The following is a 17,494-nucleotide window of genomic DNA, read 5'->3' as shown; positions in this document are numbered from 1 at the left end:
CGGCCCAAAGATGGCGGCCCAAAGATCAAGGGCGGCAGGGTCGCCCCCGCCGCCCTCGACCCTTCGATGCGGAACCGCCGCTTACGCCTCGCTGGCGGGCTTCTCGCCCATCAGGGCCGCCTGCGCCGCCGCCAGGCGGGCGATGGGCACCCGGTAGGGGGAGCAGGAGACGTAGCTGAGGCCCACCTTCTCACAGAAGTAGACGGAGGCCGGGTCGCCGCCGTGCTCGCCACAGATGCCAAGCTTGATCTCCGGACGGGTCTTGCGGCCCCGCTCGGCGGCGATGGACACCAGCTCGCCCACGCCCTCAGTGTCCAGGGTCACGAAGGGGTCGTGCTCGAAGATGCCGGCCCGCTGGTAGTCGGGCAGGAAGCTGGCGGCATCGTCGCGGCTGATGCCGAAGGTGGTCTGCGTCAGGTCGTTGGTGCCGAAGCTGAAGAACTCGGCCGACTGGGCGATCTCCGCCGCCCGCAAGGCGGCGCGCGGCAGCTCGATCATGGTGCCGACCAGATAGTCGACATGCACGCCCGAGGCCTGCTTCACCTCGCCCGCCACCCGGTCGATGACGGCCTTCAGGATGTCCAGTTCCTTCTTGGTGCCGACCAGGGGGATCATGATCTCCGGCGTCACGGTCTGGCCGTCCTTGCCCACCTGGACCGCCGCCTCGAAGATGGCGCGGGCCTGCATTTCATAGATTTCGGGGTAGGAGATGCCCAGGCGGCAGCCGCGATGGCCCAGCATGGGGTTGGCCTCGTGCAGTTGCAGGGCGCGGTGGCGCACCCGCTGGATGTCCGTGCCGGCGGCCTTGGCCACCTCGTCCATCTCCGCCTCGCTGTTGGGCAGGAACTCGTGCAGCGGCGGGTCCAGCAGGCGGATGGTGACCGGCAGGCCGGCCATGATGCGGAACAGCTCCACGAAATCCTGGCGCTGCATGGGCGCGATCTTGGCCAGGGCGGCGCGGCGGCCGGCCTCCGTCTCCGCCACGATCATCTCGCGCACGGCGATGATGCGCTCGGTGTCGAAGAACATGTGCTCGGTCCGGCACAGGCCGATGCCCTCCGCCCCGAACTTCACCGCCGTGCGGGCGTCCAGCGGGGTTTCCGCGTTGGTGCGCACCTTCATGCGGCGGAAGCGGTCAGCCCAGCCCATCAAGGTCGCGAAGTCGCCGGACAGTTCCGGCTGGATGGTGGGCACGTGGCCCAGCATGACCTCGCCGGTCGATCCATCGATGGTGATGACGTCGCCGGCGGCGATCTTCTCGCCCCGCACGGTCATGACCCCGCTCTTGTAGTCGATGCGCAGTTCCCCCGCGCCCGACACGCAGGACCGGCCCATGCCGCGCGCCACCACGGCCGCGTGGCTGGTCATGCCACCACGGGTGGTCAGGATGCCGGCGGCGGCGTGCATGCCGTGGATGTCTTCCGGGCTGGTTTCCACGCGGCAGAGGATGACCGCCTCGCCCATCTGGGACTGGCGTTCGGCCTCATCGGCGGAGAACACCACCTTGCCGCAGGCCGCCCCCGGGCTGGCCGGCAGGCCCTTGGCGATGATCTTGCGCTCGGCCTTGGGGTCCAGGGTGGGGTGCAGCAGCTGGTCCAGGGACTTGGGCTCGATGCGGCGCACGGCCTCGGCCTCGTCGATCAGACCCTCCTGCGCCATGTCCACGGCGATCTTCAGCGCCGCGGCGGTGGTGCGCTTCCCATTGCGGGTCTGCAGCATGTACAGCTTCTTCTGCTGCACCGTGAACTCGATGTCCTGCATGTCGCGGTAGTGCCGCTCCAGCTTCAGGCGCACGGCGTCCAGCTGCTGGAACACCTCCGGCATGCTCTCTTCCATCGCCGGCAGGTCGGAGCCATTGGCCTGGCGGCCGGCGACGGTCAGGTGCTGCGGCGTGCGGATGCCGGCCACCACGTCCTCGCCCTGGGCGTTGATGAGGTATTCGCCGTAGAAGGCGTTCTCACCCGTGGACGGGTTGCGGGTGAAGGCGACGCCGGTGGCGCAGTCGTCGCCCATGTTGCCGAACACCATGGCCTGGACGTTCACCGCCGTGCCCCAGCTGGCCGGAATGTCGTGCAGCTTGCGGTAGGTGATGGCGCGCTGGTTCATCCAGCTGCCGAAGACGGCGCCGATGGCGCCCCACAGCTGTTCCTGCACGTCCTGCGGGAAGGGACGGCCGAGCGCCTCCTGCACCACGTCCTTGTAGCCCTCGATCACCGCCTGCCAGTCGCCGGCGTCCAGATCGGTGTCGTAGGTCAGGCCCCGGTCGCGCTTGTGGCTGTCCAGGATTTCTTCGAAATGGTGGTGGTCCACGTCCAGAACGACGTTGCCGTACATCTGGATGAAGCGGCGGTAGCTGTCATAGGCGAAGCGTTCGTCGCCGGCGCGCTTGGCCAGGCCCCGGACGGTGACGTCGTTCAGGCCCAGGTTCAGCACCGTGTCCATCATGCCCGGCATGGAGGCGCGGGCGCCGGAGCGTACCGACACCAGCAGCGGGTTCCCGGCATCGCCGAAATTGGCGCCGATGATGCCCTCCACCGCCTTCAGGCCGGCGGCCACCTGGTCCTTCAGTTCGGCCGGATACTGGCGGCCGTTGTCGTAGAACCAGGTGCAGACCTCGGTGGTGATGGTGAAACCGGGCGGCACGGGCAATCCCAGATTGCTCATCTCCGCCAGGTTGGCACCCTTGCCACCCAGAAGGTTCTTCATCTCGGCCCGGCCCTCGGCCTTGCCATCACCGAAGCTGTACACCCACTTGGACACGCTCATGGTTCCTCACCCGATGAGTTCGGCGGAGCCGCGGCCGGTTCACTCATGGGCCGCCGCTCGCCAGTTTCCCCGAAGTTTTTCACTGCGATTTGTGTTTTTTCAGGGTCCGGTCAAACCGGGCCCCGTTTTGTCACGCGTACTGAAATCAAAGCCTTGCAGACATCCCTGGGCAACGGAAGGGCCAAGATTGTGACCGCCCCCAAGGTTCCGGGCGCCAAACGAAAACGGGGGCCGGTTTCCCGGCCCCCGCGACTCACCCCTCGATGACCGAGAAATCCGCCACATGGTTCAGCGTGCGACGTATACCGGCCAGCAGACGCAGCCGGTTGGCCCGCAAGGCCGGATCGTCGGCGTTCACCGTCACCTTGTCGAAGAAGGCGTCCACCGGGCCGCGCAAGCTGGCCAGCGCGGCCATGGTGCCCACATAATCCTCGGCGGCCAGCGCCGGCTCCGACGCCGTGCGCGCGGCATCCAGCGCCGCCGCCAGGGCCTTTTCCTCATCCACCCGCAGCAAGGCGGCGTCCGGCACGCCGTCATGGGCGTGGCCGTCCTTCTTCTCCTCGATGCGCAGGATGTTGGCGGCGCGGCGGAAGGCGGCCAGCAGGTTGGCGCCGTCGTCCGTGTTGACGAAGCCGGCCAGCGCATCCACGCGGGCCAGCAGGCGGACCAGGTCACCCTCGGCCCGGCCGGCCCCAGTTCCATGAGAGAGCGCCGCCGCGATCAGGTCGTGGCGCACGCCCTTCTCGCGCAGGGCCACCACCAGGCGGTCGGCGAAGAAGGCCAGCAACTCGCCATCCAAGGCGGCGTTGTCGAGAGCCAGCTGGCCGCGCGCCACCAGGAACAGGTCGCCGAGGTCCAGGCGCAGGCCGTTCTCCACCACCAGGCGGATGACGCCCAGGGCCGCGCGGCGCAGCGCGAACGGATCGCGGGAGCCGGTCGGCTTCTCATCGATGCCGAAGAAGGCCACCAGGGTGTCAATCTTGTCGGCCAGGGCCACCGCCACGGAAACCGGGGCGGTGGGGCAGCTGTCGCTGGGGCCCAGGGGCTTGTAATGGTCGGCGATGGCCTCGGCCACGGCGGCACTCTCGCCCTGCTCATAGGCGATGTAGCGGCCGACGACGCCCTGCACCTCGGGGAACTCCCCCACCAGGCCGGTCACCAGGTCGGCCTTGGCCAGGCGGGCGGCACGGCGGGTGGCGTCCACGTCGGCGTGGATGGCCCGGGCGATGACCGCCGCCAGGCCTTCCACCCGGTGGACCTTGGCCGCCGTGGTGCCCAGCTTGGCATGGAAGGTGATGTCGGCCAGCTTCTTGGCCTGGTCTTCCAGCGGCACCTTGCGGTCCAGGTCCCAGAAGAACTTGGCGTCCGACAGGCGGGCGCGCAGCACGCGCTCGTTACCCGCCACCACGGCCCGGCCTTCGTCCTCGGTGGTGCGGTTGGCCATCAGGATGAAGCGGGGCGCCAGATTGCCGTCAGCGGTTTCCAGGGCGAAATAACGCTGGTGCGTGCGCATGGAGGTGGTCAGCACCTCGGCGGGCACGTCCATGAAGGCCTGGTCGATGGTGCCGATCAGGCCCACCGGCCATTCCACCAGGCCCGCCACCTCTTCCAGCAGGCCCGGGTCGTCGCGCAGGGTCAGGCCCTCGGCGGCGGCCAGCCTGTTGGCCTGTTCCAGGATGCGGGCCTTGCGCGCCTCGCGGTCCAGCACGACGAAGGCGCCAGCCAGCTTTTGCTGATAGTCGGCGAAGTCGGTGATGGTCAGCGCGTCGGGCGCCAGGAAGCGGTGGCCGCGCGTGGTGTTGCCGTAGGGCAGGGTGACGGCGGTGGGCTCTCCCCCTAAGCAAACGTTGCCCTCCGACGCCTCGGGCGCCGGTTCGGCCGTCCTCAGGGTCAGGGTGCCCGGGACCACGGCGCCGTCGAACAGCGCCAGGATGGACTGCAGCGGCCGCACCCAGCGGAAGGTGTTGTTGCCCCAGCGCATGGATTTGGGCCAGGGCAGCTCGCGGATGGCAGCGTCGATGATGCCCGGCAGGGCATCGACCGTGGCCCCGCCCGGCCTTTCCACCACAGCGAACCAGAACACGCCCTTGCCGGTGTCGCGCTGTTCGCACTGATCCAGGCTGGTGAGGCCGGCACCGCGCAGGAAGCCCTGCACCGCCGCGTCAGGGGATCCCACGCGCGGGCCCTTGCGCTCATCCCGCACGTCGGCCTGGCGCACCGGCAGTCCAGTGACGGCCAGGGTCAGGCGGCGCGGGGTGGAATGGGCGATGGCGTCCTGGAACGCCAAGCCGGCCTCGGCCAGCTTGATGGTCACCAGGCGCTTGAGGTCATCGGCCGCGCGCACCTGCATGCGGGCGGGGATTTCCTCGGAAAACAGTTCGATCAGCAGCTCGGCCATGGTTCAGGCCCCCTTACCGGAAACGGGCCCAGGCAGGGTCCAGTCCACTTTCTTGTCCCCCGCCACCCAGGCCTCGCAGCAGGCCTTGGCCAGGTTGCGGACGCGCAGGATGTAGCTCTGCCGCTCCACCACCGAAATCACGCCGCGCGCGTCCAGCAGGTTGAAGTTGTGCGAGGCCTTGACGCACTGCTCATAGGCCGGCCAGGCCAGGCCGCGCTTCAGCAGCTCGGCGCACTCATGCTCCGCGTCCTCGAAATGGCGCAGCAGCATGGCGGTGTCGGCGACCTCGAAGTTATAGGCGCTCTGCTCACGCTCATTGCGGTGATAGACGTCGCCGTACTTCACGCCCTGGCCGTTGAAGTCCAGGTCGTAGACGTTCTCGACGTTCTGGATGTACATGGCCAGGCGTTCCAGGCCATAGGTCAGCTCCGCCGCCACGACCTCGCACTCGATGCCGCCCACCTGCTGGAAATAGGTGAACTGCGTCACCTCCATGCCGTCGCACCACACTTCCCAGCCCAGGCCCCAGGCGCCCAGCGTGGGGCTTTCCCAGTCATCCTCGACGAAGCGGATGTCGTGCCGCGCCGGGTCGATGCCCACGCGGCGCAGGCTTTCCAGGTAGATCTCCTGCACGTTGGCCGGCGAGGGCTTCAGGATCACCTGGTACTGGTGATGCTGGTGCAGGCGGTTGGGGTTCTCGCCATAGCGGCCGTCCTTGGGCCGGCGCGACGGCTGCACGAAGGCGGCCTTCCACGGCGTGGCGCCCAGGGCGCGCAAGGTCGTGGAGGGATGGAAGGTGCCGGCCCCCATCTCCATATCATAAGGCTGGAGGATCAGGGCCCCCTGCTCCGACCAGAACTGGTGGAGCGTCAGGATAAGTCCCTGGAAACTGAGCTTCGCCGCGCCTGAGGCCGCCATTGCCTGACCGTCTTCACCCTGGAAGGGCGGAAAAGGAACTTTTGGGGTTCGAAAACCCGTCCTCCCCGGCCCTTTGTTGCGTTGCGGCGCACCTTACAAGGCGGGCGAACCCCAAATCAAGGCGGCGACCGGCGCGTTTCCCGCATGCGCGCCCCGTTTTGACGCGGGTGTGGCACGCGTGTTCCGCAACGGGGCGGGTGTGAATCTCGCTGTGCGGGTTCCGCGATGGAATGAGCGCACCGCCGCTTGATCCCGCTCAAGGCGGCGGAACCGCCGGGTGGCCTATGCTTTTCTCTCAACAGAGCCCGCGGCACGCCGTCGCCCGGGTTCCGCCTTTCCGCAATCAGGGAGTCTACCGCCATGGACGACCAGACCGAGACGCTCGCCTTCCTGACCCATCCGGAATCCTTCGGGGCCCGTGGCCGGGTGGAGCGTATCGACACCCACATTTCCCACGTCTTCCTGGCCGGCGACCGCGCCTACAAGCTGAAGCGCGCCGTGCGCTATTCCTATCTGGACTATTCCACGGTGGAACGGCGGCGGCACTTCTGCCTGGCGGAGCTGGCGGTCAACCGCCGCTTCGCCCCCAACCTGTACCTGGGCCTGCGCCCCGTCCTGCGCACGCCAGACGGCCTGACCCTGGGACCGGAATGGGCGGCGGGGGAGGATGAACCGCCCCTGCCCGGTGCCCAGGTCGTGGACTGGTTGCTGGTCATGCGCCGCTTCGACCAGGACGCCCTGCTGGACCGCATGGCGACGCAAGGCCGGCTGACGCCGCAGCTGATGCTGGACCTGGCCGACCGCCTGGCCCGCCTGCACCGGGCGCAGCCCGGGCGCACGGAGGGCGGCGGGGCCGAGGGGCTGGGCGAGGCCATCGCCATCACCCGCGCCAACCTGAAGCCGGGCGACGCCTTCTCGGCCGCCGACATCCGCGCCTGGAACACCAAGGTGCAGGCCGCATTGTCGGCGCAGGCGGCCTTGCTGGACGCGCGGCGCGGCGCGGGCCGGGTGCGCGACTGCCACGGCGACCTGCATCTGGGCAACGTCTGCCTGGTGGACGGCACGCCCACACCCTTCGACGCCATCGAGTTCGACCCCGCCCTGGCCTGCACGGACGTGCTGTACGATCTGGCCTTCCTGCTGATGGATCTTTGTTTCCGCGACCGCGTGGATCTGGCGAGCCTGGTGCTAAACCGCTACCTGGACCTGACGGGAGAGGATATGGCGGGACGGGAGGGCCAGGCCCTGGGCGGGCTGTCGGCCCTGCCCCTGTTCCTGTCGGTGCGGGCGGCGGTGCGGGCCCAGGTGACGGCCGCAGCCGCCCGGCGCCAGACCACGCCCACGCAGAAGACCGCCGGGGCGGTGGAGGCCGACCGTTACCTGCAGCTGGCGCTGGATTTCCTGCGCCGCGACCGGCCGCGCGTCGTGGCGGTTGGCGGCTTCAGCGGCACGGGCAAGTCCACGCTGGCCCGGGCCCTGGCCCCCCTGCTGGGCACGGCCCCGGGCGCCCGCGTGCTGCGCACCGACGTCATCCGCAAGCAGCTGTTCGGCGTGGCGCCGGAGCAGGCGCTGACCCATGAGGCCTACAGCCCGGCGGTGAGCGCCGCCGTCTACGACCGCCTGCGCACCCAGGCCGCCGCCTGCCTGGCCGCCGGGCGCAGCGTCATCCTGGACGCGGTGTTCGCCGACCCCGCCGAGCGGGCCCTGACGGCGGAAGTGGCGGCCCAGGCCCATGCGCGTTTCACCGGCCTGTGGTTGCAGGCGCCGGAGGCCGTGCTGGCGGACCGGTTGAGCCGGCGGGGCCAGGCGACGGCCCGGGACGCGTCGGACGCGGATATGCCCGTCTTGCTAAGCCAGATGCGCAAGGGCGCCGGCGAGGTGCGCTGGGCTATCCTGGACGCCGGCCCCACCCCGGCCACGGTGCTGCGCCAGGCGGAAGCCCTGCTGCTGCCCCCGGCGGGGGAGGCCGGCCGTCCCACCGCGGGAAGCCCAACGGGTCGCCCCAAGGCCGGCCGCATGATCGCATCCCCTGGTCCCTTCCCTGGAATGAGGTAGCCTACGGTGGATCCCTACGCCTTGCTGGGCGTCGCCCGCGACGCCGATGAGAAGACCATCCGCAGCGCCTATCGCGCCCTGGCCAAGAAGCACCACCCGGACCTGAACCCGGGCAAGCCAGAGGCCGAGGCCAAGTTCAAGGAGATCGCCGCCGCCTACGCCCTGTTGTCCGACGCGGACAAGCGCGCCCGCTTCGACCGGGGGGAGATCGACGCCACCGGGGCGGAGACGGCCCCGCGCGGCCCCGCCGGCGGGGGCGGCTATTACCGCCAGTACGCGGGCGATCCCTTCGCCAGCGGGCCCTTCGCCAGCGGGCACGGCCGCTACTCCGCCGGCGCCGAGGACCTCGGCGGCTTCGACCATGATGACCTGGAAAGCCTGCTGCGTCGCGCCTTCAACCAGGGCGGCGGCACCGGGGGCGCCCGCGCCGGCGGCTTCCCGCTGAAAGGCCAGGACGCCCGTTATTCCCTGACGGTGGATTTCCTGACCGCCGCCCGGGGCGCCACCCGCCGGCTGACCCTGCCCGACGGTCAGGTGCTGGACGTCACCATCCCCGCCGGCCTGAAAGACGGCCAGGCACTGCGCCTGGCGGGCAAGGGTGGGCCGGGCATGAACGGCGGCCCCCCCGGCGATGCCTTCGTGGAGGTGGCGGTCTCGCCCCACCCGCTGTACCGCCGCGACGGCGACGACATCATCATCGAACTGCCGGTGACGCTGAAGGAGGCGGTGCTGGGCGCCAAGGTCAAGGTGCCCACCATCCACGGCAGCGTCATGTTGGCCATCCCGCCCCGCTCCAGCAGCGGCACCCGCCTGCGCCTCAAGGGCCGGGGCATCCGCGAGGGCCACCAGGTGGTGGAGCTGAAGGTGGTGTTGCCGCCGGGGGAGGAGCCGGAGCTGGCGACCTTCCTGGAAGGCTGGAAACCCCGGCATGACGCCGATCCGCGCGCCGGCCTGGCCGATCTGCATCATGAGGGAGCTTGAGCCATGGGCACGCTGACCCTGTTGACGCTGGAGGCCGTGTGCGCCCGTTTCCCCGACGTGGGCGAGCAGGACATCCACTGGTGGGTGACGCAAGGCTGGGTGCGGCCAGACGGCACCCCGGCGCCGGAGCATGCGGCCGACTGGCGCTTCCACCCCGTGGATGTGGCCCGCGTGGGCCTGATCCGCGATTTGCGCCGCGACATGGGTGTGGCCGACGACACCCTGCCCCTGGTGCTGGCGCTGATCGACCAGGTCTACAGCCTGCGCGCCGCCCTGCGCGGCGTGGCCGGCGTGCTGGACAGCCTGCCGCCCGAGGTGCGCCAAACGGTGCTGGCCGTCACGAAAGAGGTAGATCCGTCCGGTCCTTGACCCATCTCAAAGCTGCGAGCGGCCCGCCGGTATCTTCTGTCGGCGAACGAACGGCCACCGCCGTTCGCCCCCGACAGGAAGGACCGTTCCCCATGTCTTTGCCCCGGACCATGAAGGCCGCCGTCGTCCACACCCTGGGTAAGCCCCTGGACATCCGCGAAGTGGCGGTGCCGGAGGTCGGCCCCGGCCAGATCCTGGTGCGCATCCAGGCCAGCGGCGTCTGCCACACCGACCTGCACGCCGCCGACGGCGACTGGCCGGTGAAGCCGCAACCGCCCTTCATTCCCGGTCACGAGGGCGTGGGCTACGTCGCCGCCGTGGGCGCCGGCGTCACCAATGTGAAGGAAGGCGACCGCGTGGGCGTGCCCTGGCTCTACACCGCCTGCGGCCATTGCGAGCATTGCCTGACGGGGTGGGAGACGCTGTGCACCGCCCAGCAGAACACCGGCTATTCCGTCAACGGCGGCTATGCCGACTATGTGCTGGCCGACCCCAACTTCGTCGGCCACCTGCCCGACAGCGTGGGGTTCGAGGAGATCGCCCCCATCCTGTGCGCCGGCGTCACCGTCTATAAAGGCCTGAAGGAGACGGAGGCCCGGCCCGGCCAGTGGGTCGCCATCTCCGGCATCGGCGGTCTGGGCCACGTGGCCGTGCAGTACGCCAAGGCCATGGGCCTGCACGTGGCCGCCATCGATGTCGCCGACGACAAGCTGGACCTGGCCCGGAAGCTGGGCGCCGACCTGACGGTGAACGCCCTGAAGGAAGATCCGGCCAAGCGCCTGCACAGCGACATCGGCGGCGCCCATGGCGTGCTGGTCACCGCCGTCTCCCGCCCCGCCTTCACCCAGGCCGTGGGCATGAGCCGCCGCCACGGCACCGTGGCCCTGATCGGCCTGCCGCCGGGCGAATTCGGCCTGCCCATCTTCGACGTCGTGCTGAACCGCATCACCGTGCGCGGCAGCATCGTCGGCACCCGCGCCGACCTGGCCGAGGCCCTGGCCTTCGCCGGCGAGGGCAAGGTGAAGGCGGAGGTGGAGGTCCAGCCGCTGGACGCCATCAACACCATCTTCGACCGCCTGCGCGCCGGCACCGTCAACGGCCGCGTGGTCGTGACGCTGTGATCATTCACATCTAAGCCGAGGGGTTGCTGAGTGGCAGCCCCAATCGGCTAAGCTCTTCGGCTCCACCGTCTGCGCCAGGTTGTAGCTGGACCGCAAATCCCTATCGGCTAAACTAGCGCGTCCGCGATCACCTGTTCCAGGTGCGTTGCGGCTGGACCGCAAATCCCTATCGGCTAAACTCCGAGATGTTGATGGACGGAGCGCGCCAGAGTTGCGGCTGGACCGCAAATCCCTATCGGCTAAACTAAGATGTCCACCGCCGTTGCCGGTGTCGCAGTTGCGGCTGGACCGCAAATCCCTATCGGCTAAACTGGTGTAAGGGCGGCCCCTGCGCGCGTGCGCGTTGCGGCTGGACCGCAAATCCCTATCGGCTAAACTGGCACCGGCTACATGAACATCGACGGCGTCGTTGCGGCTGGACCGCAAATCCCTATCGGCTAAACTGGGTCCTTCGCCAATACGACGATCGGCCGGGTTGCGGCTGGACCGCAAATCCCTATCGGCTAAACTTTCTAGGGGTGAAGAGTACGAGGAGATTCAGTTGCGGCTGGACCGCAAATCCCTATCGGCTAAACTACCCTCATCCCATCCCCCTGCCCTCCCCAGGTTGCGGCTGGACCGCAAATCCCTATCGGCTAAACTCGAGCTGGTGCACCACTACCAGAACGTCTAGTTGCGGCTGGACCGCAAATCCCTATCGGCTAAACTTGGTCCGATGAAGACGAGCTGAGATCCCTTGTTGCGGCTGGACCGCAAATCCCTATCGGCTAAACTATGCGAATGTGGCGGGACACGGACCTGGAAGTTGCGGCTGGACCGCAAATCCCTATCGGCTAAACTCGCCGCCGCCACGTCCTTGCCGAAGACGGCGTTGCGGCTGGACCGCAAATCCCTATCGGCTAAACTTGCAGGTCGGTGATGTTGTCGCTTGGGCGGGTTGCGGCTGGACCGCAAATCCCTATCGGCTAAACTATGGCGAGAAACATATGTCGCGCGCCCTTAGTTGCGGCTGGACCGCAAATCCCTATCGGCTAAACTTCATGACCGAAGTTGCCGGCGTCGGCCAGGGTTGCGGCTGGACCGCAAATCCCTATCGGCTAAACTGGGGTTCAGCCGCTCGTTGCAGAGGCTGCAGTTGCGGCTGGACCGCAAATCCCTATCGGCTAAACTCAGGTCAACGCGCTCTATGTCCGGCAGATGGTTGCGGCTGGACCGCAAATCCCTATCGGCTAAACTGAACTCGCGCCAAGTGCGGTTGACGGCGCGGTTGCGGCTGGACCGCAAATCCCTATCGGCTAAACTACCTGCTTAGGCTACGCCATCGCGTGTTTTGTTGCGGCTGGACCGCAAATCCCTATCGGCTAAACTAGCGTCTCCGTACATCCAGAAACGACATAGGTTGCGGCTGGACCGCAAATCCCTATCGGCTAAACTTGAATCTCCGTGGCCCCACCACTTATCACGGTTGCGGCTGGACCGCAAATCCCTATCGGCTAAACTTATAACCAACGTCCTCACGTCGCGTAACCATGTTGCGGCTGGACCGCAAATCCCTATCGGCTAAACTGTTTCGCCAGCAGTATTTGGACCCCACACTGTTGCGGCTGGACCGCAAATCCCTATCGGCTAAACTCCCTGTGAGCTGAACAAGCCCAACTGGCCCGTTGCGGCTGGACCGCAAATCCCTATCGGCTAAACTGAAAAAGCAAAGTGAGAGGTGGAGAAATTAGTTGCGGCTGGACCGCAAATCCCTATCGGCTAAACTACGGGCAGCTACAACCCCACGGCCCATGCTGTTGCGGCTGGACCGCAAATCCCTATCGGCTAAACTCGCTGCGGCCAGTGCCAATGGAGGAGGGGCGTTGCGGCTGGACCGCAAATCCCTATCGGCTAAACTCGGACCGGAGATAACCCTTTGAAAGAAAGGGCAATATCCGGCCCTCATCCTTGGTAGAAACCGTCCGCGTCGCCCTAAAACAGGGCGAGTTGGGCGGGGTTTTGGTTGGCCTTGCGGCGTTTTCCATCATAGGTGCCGATGTTCTGGTACTGTTTGTCAGTGATGGTGACGATCTGCACGCTGCCCTTGGATGGGATGTTGGCGGCCACCTTACGCGACAGCGCCTCAACCTGCTCCTTGCCGACGCACCAGCGCAGATAGACGGAGAATTGCGCCATGTGAAAGCCCTGGTCCAGCAGGAACAGGCGGAAGCGCGAGGCGGCGCGCCGCTGGGGCTTGGTCAGCACTGGCAGATCAAACAGCACCATCATCCACATGATCCTGTACCCATTCAAAGCCATCCTCATCCCCCTGGGTGGCGCCTTGGGATCGATCCGGGCCACCGGCGACCAGATCGAGGGGCAGCGGCGATAGCGGCAGGTCCAGATCCGGCCGTCCGGTTTCAAACGCCAGGGCCAGTGACGCCGCCAGACGCACGATGCAGGTGGACAGGGGCGTGGTGCCACGCGCGGTGGTCATGTCCATAAGCAGCACGGCGGCCAGGTCGCGCTTGGCTTCCGGCGTCACCTGGCCCACGCCCCGGCGCGCGAGATCCACCACCACCGCGTCCACCAGCGGTCGGAAGGGTTCCATGACATCGTCCACCAGGCACAGCGGGTTGCCGCGGTTGGCATGGTGCACGCCGATGGAGGGGTGAAGGCCCGCCGCCAGCACCGACCGGGCGGCGGCGGCGCGCAGGACGGCATAGCCATAGTTCAACAGAGCGTTGACGCCCTCCGCGTCCGCGTCGCGCCGGAAGTCGGCGCCCATCAGCAAGGGCCAGTAGCGACGGGCCGCCTGGGCCTCGATATTGTCCGGGTCGCCGGACCGGACCGCCCGCGCCAGGGTGGCGAAGGCTCCATGGGGAGCGCCCACATGGGCCAACACCGCCCCCTGGTTTTCCACCTTGGCCCGGACCAGGCCCTGCCACAACCGCTTGGTCAGGGGCTTGCCCGCCTCGATCTGGTCGCGCACGCGCCCGGCCTGGGCATGGTGCCCCACCACCGGCATCAGAACGGACACCGGCTGATGGTTGGTGCCGCACACCACGAGGCCCACGCCCCGTTCCGCCAGCGCCTGAACCAGGTTGGCGGAGAAGGTCAGCGCCCGGGCGCTGGCGATGACCGCCTCCACATCATCCAAGGGCACGCGGCCGACCTCGGTTCCGCGTTCCTCCACCACCAGGAAGCCGCGATGCACGGACAGATGCCGGCCGTCGGTCGCGATGTCGACCACGCGTCCTGGCATCCGGCCCGGCCCGCGCCCCGCCATGGCCGCCTACTCCACCGCTGAGGAGGCGGGCGCCAAGAGGGCCGGCGCCGAGGGGGCGGGATCGGCCCCGGAAACCGCGTCCGGTGGCGGGCCGGGGTCGCGCAGGCGTCCCGAGGGCGTCACCACCACCTTGCGGGCGGCCTTGCGCCGCAGGGTGTCGAAGCTGGCGAAGGTCCAGCGGAAGGGATCGTCCGGGTCGTTGTGGCGCTTGTCCATCTCGCCCCCCTCCTGATGAGGGGCCAGGCGCAGGCGCTGGTTCGCCACCTCCAGCCGCCAGACGCGCATGACCTGAAGCCGTCCGTCCTGCACCAGCCGGATCATGTCGCCCTTGTACACGCGCATGACCACGTCCGGCCCCGGCGGATGCAGGCGGCCACCGGAACCGGCCTGGCGCGCGGCGGCGAACAGGGTGACGGCCTGGCCCATCCACCTGCCATCCGGCAGGCGCACCACGTCCACGCACAGGTTGTCGCCGGGGACGATGGCGCGGTAAGGCGCGCCGGTGCGGCGGTGGCGGATGACCTCGAACGACGCCTCGGGCTTGGTGAGGCGCACATGGCGCAGGCCCTGCCAAGCGTGGTCCGTCCGTTCGACGAAGGTTTGCAGGGCCTGGCGATGGTCGCGGCCCTGGATGGCCTCGCTGGCGATGTGGGTTTGCAGGGCTCCCCGCAGCAACGGGTCGCGGATGCGCGCCACCTCCGCCGGGGTCAGGGTGTCGAAGCCCTTGCGATAGACCAGGGTGTGGCCGGCCCGGACATAGGGCGCCCTCTTCCCCTCCGGATCATCCTCCGGCCTGGCGGCGGGCAGGATACCGTAGTTGGTGTCCTCATGCAGGCGGCCGGTGACGCCGTGATCCGGCTTCACCGAGACGACGATGCGCGCCAGATGGTCGCGCACGTGATCGCGGAACCAATTGTGGCGGGGATCGAAATCCTCCAGCAGGCGGTCCAGGTCCTTGTCCTCCGCCACCTTGGCCGCGCGCTGCACCGCCTGGATGGTGCCCTGGTCCAGGATGGCGATGACGGCGGCGTCCACGGCGTGGTGGCGCTGGTCGTTGCGGTTCTTTTCCCCGTCCAGAGCCAGCAGCGCGTTCAGCCCCCATTTGCGGCGCAGCAGCCCCACCAGGGTGCCCGGCATGGCCCGGACCCGCTCCCCCTCCACCCGCAGGTCGTAAAGACAGCCCAGGTACTGCCGCGCCAGGCGGGAGAGATAGCGGGTGTCGTTCATGTGCCGCTCCAGGAACCGGTCCTGATCGTCGAAGCGGTCCATGGCGTCAGGCTGGAAGCGCCATTGCTTGTTGCGCGGCAGCCGCCACACCCGGTCCAGGATGTCGGCCCAGTCATAGCCCGCGCGGCGACCGTCGCCGTAGGCCTCCCACGGGGATTGGTTGCGCTTGTCCCGGTTGGCGTGGCGCACGCACAGGATGCGGTTGGCCACGCTGTCGTCCAAGGTGCGGCTGTAGGGTAGGATATGGTCGATGTCGATATCGCCGTCGAACAGCCGCGTCAGGCCGATGGGTTCCCCCGTATAGACGCAGCGCCGCTGCACCCCGTCGAAGGGCAGTTCGTCATAAAGGCGCAGGCGGATCAGGTTGTCCCCGGTCACTGGCCGCCCCAGGTCGGCCAGTTGGCGGCGGCGGCGGTCGTTCGCCCGCTGGTTCTCCGCCTGCTCCCGCAGCCGCTTGCGCCGGTCCTCCGCGCTGTCGTTCAGGTCGCGGGCCAGTTCCACCACGATGTCATGCGGCTTGCCATACTCGCGGATCAGGTCGTTCACCAGGGTGCGGATCTGGTTCAGGCCGATATGCACCGTGGGGTTGGCGATGCGGCCGATGCGGACGAAGGGGTCCTGGTCCTTCTCCTCCCCCGTGCCGAAGGACAGGAAGCGCTCCAGCGCCGGCACCTCGGCATAGGGCGGCAGGGTGGCCAGACCCTGCCCCGTGCCGCGCAGGTCGGAATGGTGCAGGCCGATGGCCGCCGCCGCCTTGGCGTAATCCTCCCCCTGCTCCTCCATGCGCGGCAGCAGGGCGGTGATGGCGCGGCGGCCCAGGCGGCAATGCCCCTCCGGCAGGGGGGCGGCCGACACGGCCTTGGCTTGGTCCTCCGTCAGGCCGAACCGATCCCGCAGCCAGGGCAGCAGGTCGTCCTCCCGCTCCGTCTCCAGCAGGCGGCGCACCACCTCGTCCTGGTCCTCCGGCGCCAGGCCGAACCACAGCTTGCCGAAAGCCTTCTTGGCCGACAGCGCGGCGGAGGTGCCGTCGCCCGCCAGCCGGTCGCGCCGCTCGTCCGACAGGTTCAGCACCTCCCCCTCCGCCAGGCCCAGCAGGCTGGCGATGGCGGTGAAGGTCAGATCCTTCTTCACCGCCAGCCGGTCCAGCAGGGCGGTGCGCTGTTCCGGCGCCAACTTGCGCGGGGGGCGGCCCCGGGCCAGCACCCGCAGGTTCGCCACCTCCTGCACCATGCGGAAGCGCTGGGCCACGGGATGGGCCCAGGCCAGGCGCATATCCTCGGGGAAGAAGGTGCAGCGGCCGGGGTCCACCGGCTTCAGCGGCCGCTGGTGGAAGATGACACCGCGCAGATGGTCCCAATCCTGCGGCGTGATGGCCGGGTGATGGAGCGCCTGGGCCTGACGGATGTGGTCGAATTCCCGCTCGGCCAGGGTGCGGGAGGGGTAGAAACGGTACTGCGCCTTGGCGCCCGCCCCCTCCAGCCTGGCACGGACGGTGTACAGCGCCTTGTCCTCACCGGGGCGCAAATCGGGCGTGCGCCGCCGTCGCCGGACCGCCAGCCAGGCGCCCAGGGTGGCGACACCGGCCGCCGTGATCTGGTCCTCCAGCCGTGACACGCCCTCGGCGATCTTGCCGGCCTCGTCCGGCGCCTCCCCACCCTTGCGGGAGGAGCGGAACCCCCGCCGCTGGTTCAGGTGGAACAGCACGCGGCCCAGTTCCAGGGGCGCCAAGGCCCGCTCCAGCGCCGCCGCGCGCAAGGCATAGGGGTCCAAGGCCGCCTGCGCCGTCCGCCCCACCCCGTCCGCCGGTACCAACTTCAGACGCACCAGCGCGGCCAGCAGGCGCCGCCGGCGTTCCAGGAACCGGTCCCGCCGCCGCCGCGCGCCCCGCGCCAGGCGCCGGTCCATGGCCAGGCTGGTCCCCGACTGCGGGTCGCGCCCATCGGGGAACACCCGCACCCCCATGCGCAGGATGCCCGCCGGCTCCAGCTTTTCCGAACCGAGTTCCAGCGCGCACCAGCCGATGGAGGTGGCGCCCACGTCAAGGGCGAGGCGGTAGGGTTTGGGCATCAGGCGAAGCACCGTGCAGCAAGCGGAATATACATCTTGTGCTTGTATCTTGTGCCTTTAACACATCATCTTGCAATAGCCTGGGATTGACTTTTTCTTGCACGCGCATGATGGCGCTGGTACAAAAAAGGCCGTTCGTTTCCGCGAAAAACGAACGGCCTAAGTAGGCTTTCCCCTAACGTCTTAATTGGGATGTTAGGCGCCGCGTCAGGGGGCGAATGCTCTTCTGGTGCTGGTCAGCCAGACCATGGAACCCTCCCTTCTTGCAGGAACCAGATCTAACCGATTTGGTTCTTCAACGCAAAGAAGTTTGCTAGTTCCCAG

At 68.3% G+C, this 17,494-nt stretch carries 10 protein-coding genes and 1 CRISPR repeat array; of the genes, 4 read left to right on the top strand and 6 right to left on the bottom strand.

What is annotated here, in order from left to right:
* Positions 1–81: 81 nt before the first annotated feature.
* The 3 genes from ppdK to FBZ89_RS14505 all read right to left on the bottom strand — a co-directional run bounded on the left by ppdK (position 82) and on the right by FBZ89_RS14505 (position 6,082).
* Positions 82–2,766 carry a pyruvate, phosphate dikinase gene (gene ppdK, locus FBZ89_RS14515; protein ID WP_186457369.1) on the bottom strand — a complete coding sequence of 895 codons (2,685 nt, stop codon included), beginning with the start codon at positions 2,764–2,766 and terminating at the stop codon, positions 82–84.
* Positions 2,767–3,019: 253 nt separating this feature from the next.
* On the bottom strand, positions 3,020–5,164 hold the full coding sequence (gene glyS / locus FBZ89_RS14510) for a glycine--tRNA ligase subunit beta (RefSeq protein ID WP_145750695.1): 2,145 nt from the start codon (positions 5,162–5,164) through the stop codon (positions 3,020–3,022).
* A gap of 3 nt (positions 5,165–5,167) precedes the next feature.
* On the bottom strand, positions 5,168–6,082 hold the full coding sequence (locus FBZ89_RS14505) for a glycine--tRNA ligase subunit alpha (protein WP_145750694.1): 915 nt from the start codon (positions 6,080–6,082) through the stop codon (positions 5,168–5,170).
* Positions 6,083–6,442: 360 nt separating this feature from the next.
* Here FBZ89_RS14505 and FBZ89_RS14500 point away from each other — a divergent pair, with 360 nt between their 5' ends.
* From FBZ89_RS14500 to adhP, 4 genes are all read left to right on the top strand, one after another.
* Entirely contained in the window at positions 6,443–8,137 is a 1,695-nt protein-coding gene (locus FBZ89_RS14500; RefSeq protein ID WP_145750693.1) for a bifunctional aminoglycoside phosphotransferase/ATP-binding protein, read from the top strand.
* 6 nt (positions 8,138–8,143) lie between these two features.
* Positions 8,144–9,118, top strand: a complete 975-nt coding sequence (locus FBZ89_RS14495) for a DnaJ C-terminal domain-containing protein (RefSeq protein ID WP_145750692.1) — start codon at positions 8,144–8,146, stop codon at positions 9,116–9,118.
* A 3-nt stretch (positions 9,119–9,121) separates the two neighbouring features.
* The gene (locus tag FBZ89_RS14490; protein ID WP_145750691.1) at positions 9,122–9,487 is read left to right on the top strand and encodes a chaperone modulator CbpM; all 366 of its coding nucleotides are present in this window, start codon (positions 9,122–9,124) and stop codon (positions 9,485–9,487) included.
* Positions 9,488–9,579: 92 nt separating this feature from the next.
* Positions 9,580–10,608 (top strand): alcohol dehydrogenase AdhP, encoded by a 1,029-nt coding sequence (adhP, locus tag FBZ89_RS14485; protein WP_145750690.1) that lies wholly within the window; start codon positions 9,580–9,582, stop codon positions 10,606–10,608.
* A gap of 78 nt (positions 10,609–10,686) precedes the next feature.
* Positions 10,687–12,505: a CRISPR direct-repeat array (repeat unit 36 nt; unit sequence GTTGCGGCTGGACCGCAAATCCCTATCGGCTAAACT).
* A 74-nt stretch (positions 12,506–12,579) separates the two neighbouring features.
* On the opposite strand, the gene cas2 is transcribed toward adhP, so the two are convergent.
* The 3 genes from cas2 to cas9 are packed head-to-tail and all read right to left on the bottom strand — an operon-like array spanning position 12,580 to position 17,170.
* Entirely contained in the window at positions 12,580–12,876 is a 297-nt protein-coding gene (gene cas2, locus FBZ89_RS14480; protein WP_246172213.1) for a CRISPR-associated endonuclease Cas2, read from the bottom strand.
* Entirely contained in the window at positions 12,860–13,840 is a 981-nt protein-coding gene (gene cas1, locus FBZ89_RS14475) for a type II CRISPR-associated endonuclease Cas1 (RefSeq protein WP_246172211.1), read from the bottom strand. The genes cas2 and cas1 overlap by 17 nt, the downstream gene beginning before the upstream one ends.
* Before the next feature lie 42 nt (positions 13,841–13,882).
* Entirely contained in the window at positions 13,883–17,170 is a 3,288-nt protein-coding gene (cas9, locus tag FBZ89_RS14470; protein ID WP_145750687.1) for a type II CRISPR RNA-guided endonuclease Cas9, read from the bottom strand.
* Between the last annotated feature and the right edge of the window lie 324 nt (positions 17,171–17,494).

Origin of the sequence: Nitrospirillum amazonense (assembly GCF_007828045.1) — a bacterium.
Classification (GTDB): Bacteria; Pseudomonadota; Alphaproteobacteria; order Azospirillales; family Azospirillaceae; genus Nitrospirillum; species Nitrospirillum amazonense_C.
This window is presented reverse-complemented; position numbering and strand designations above follow the sequence as displayed.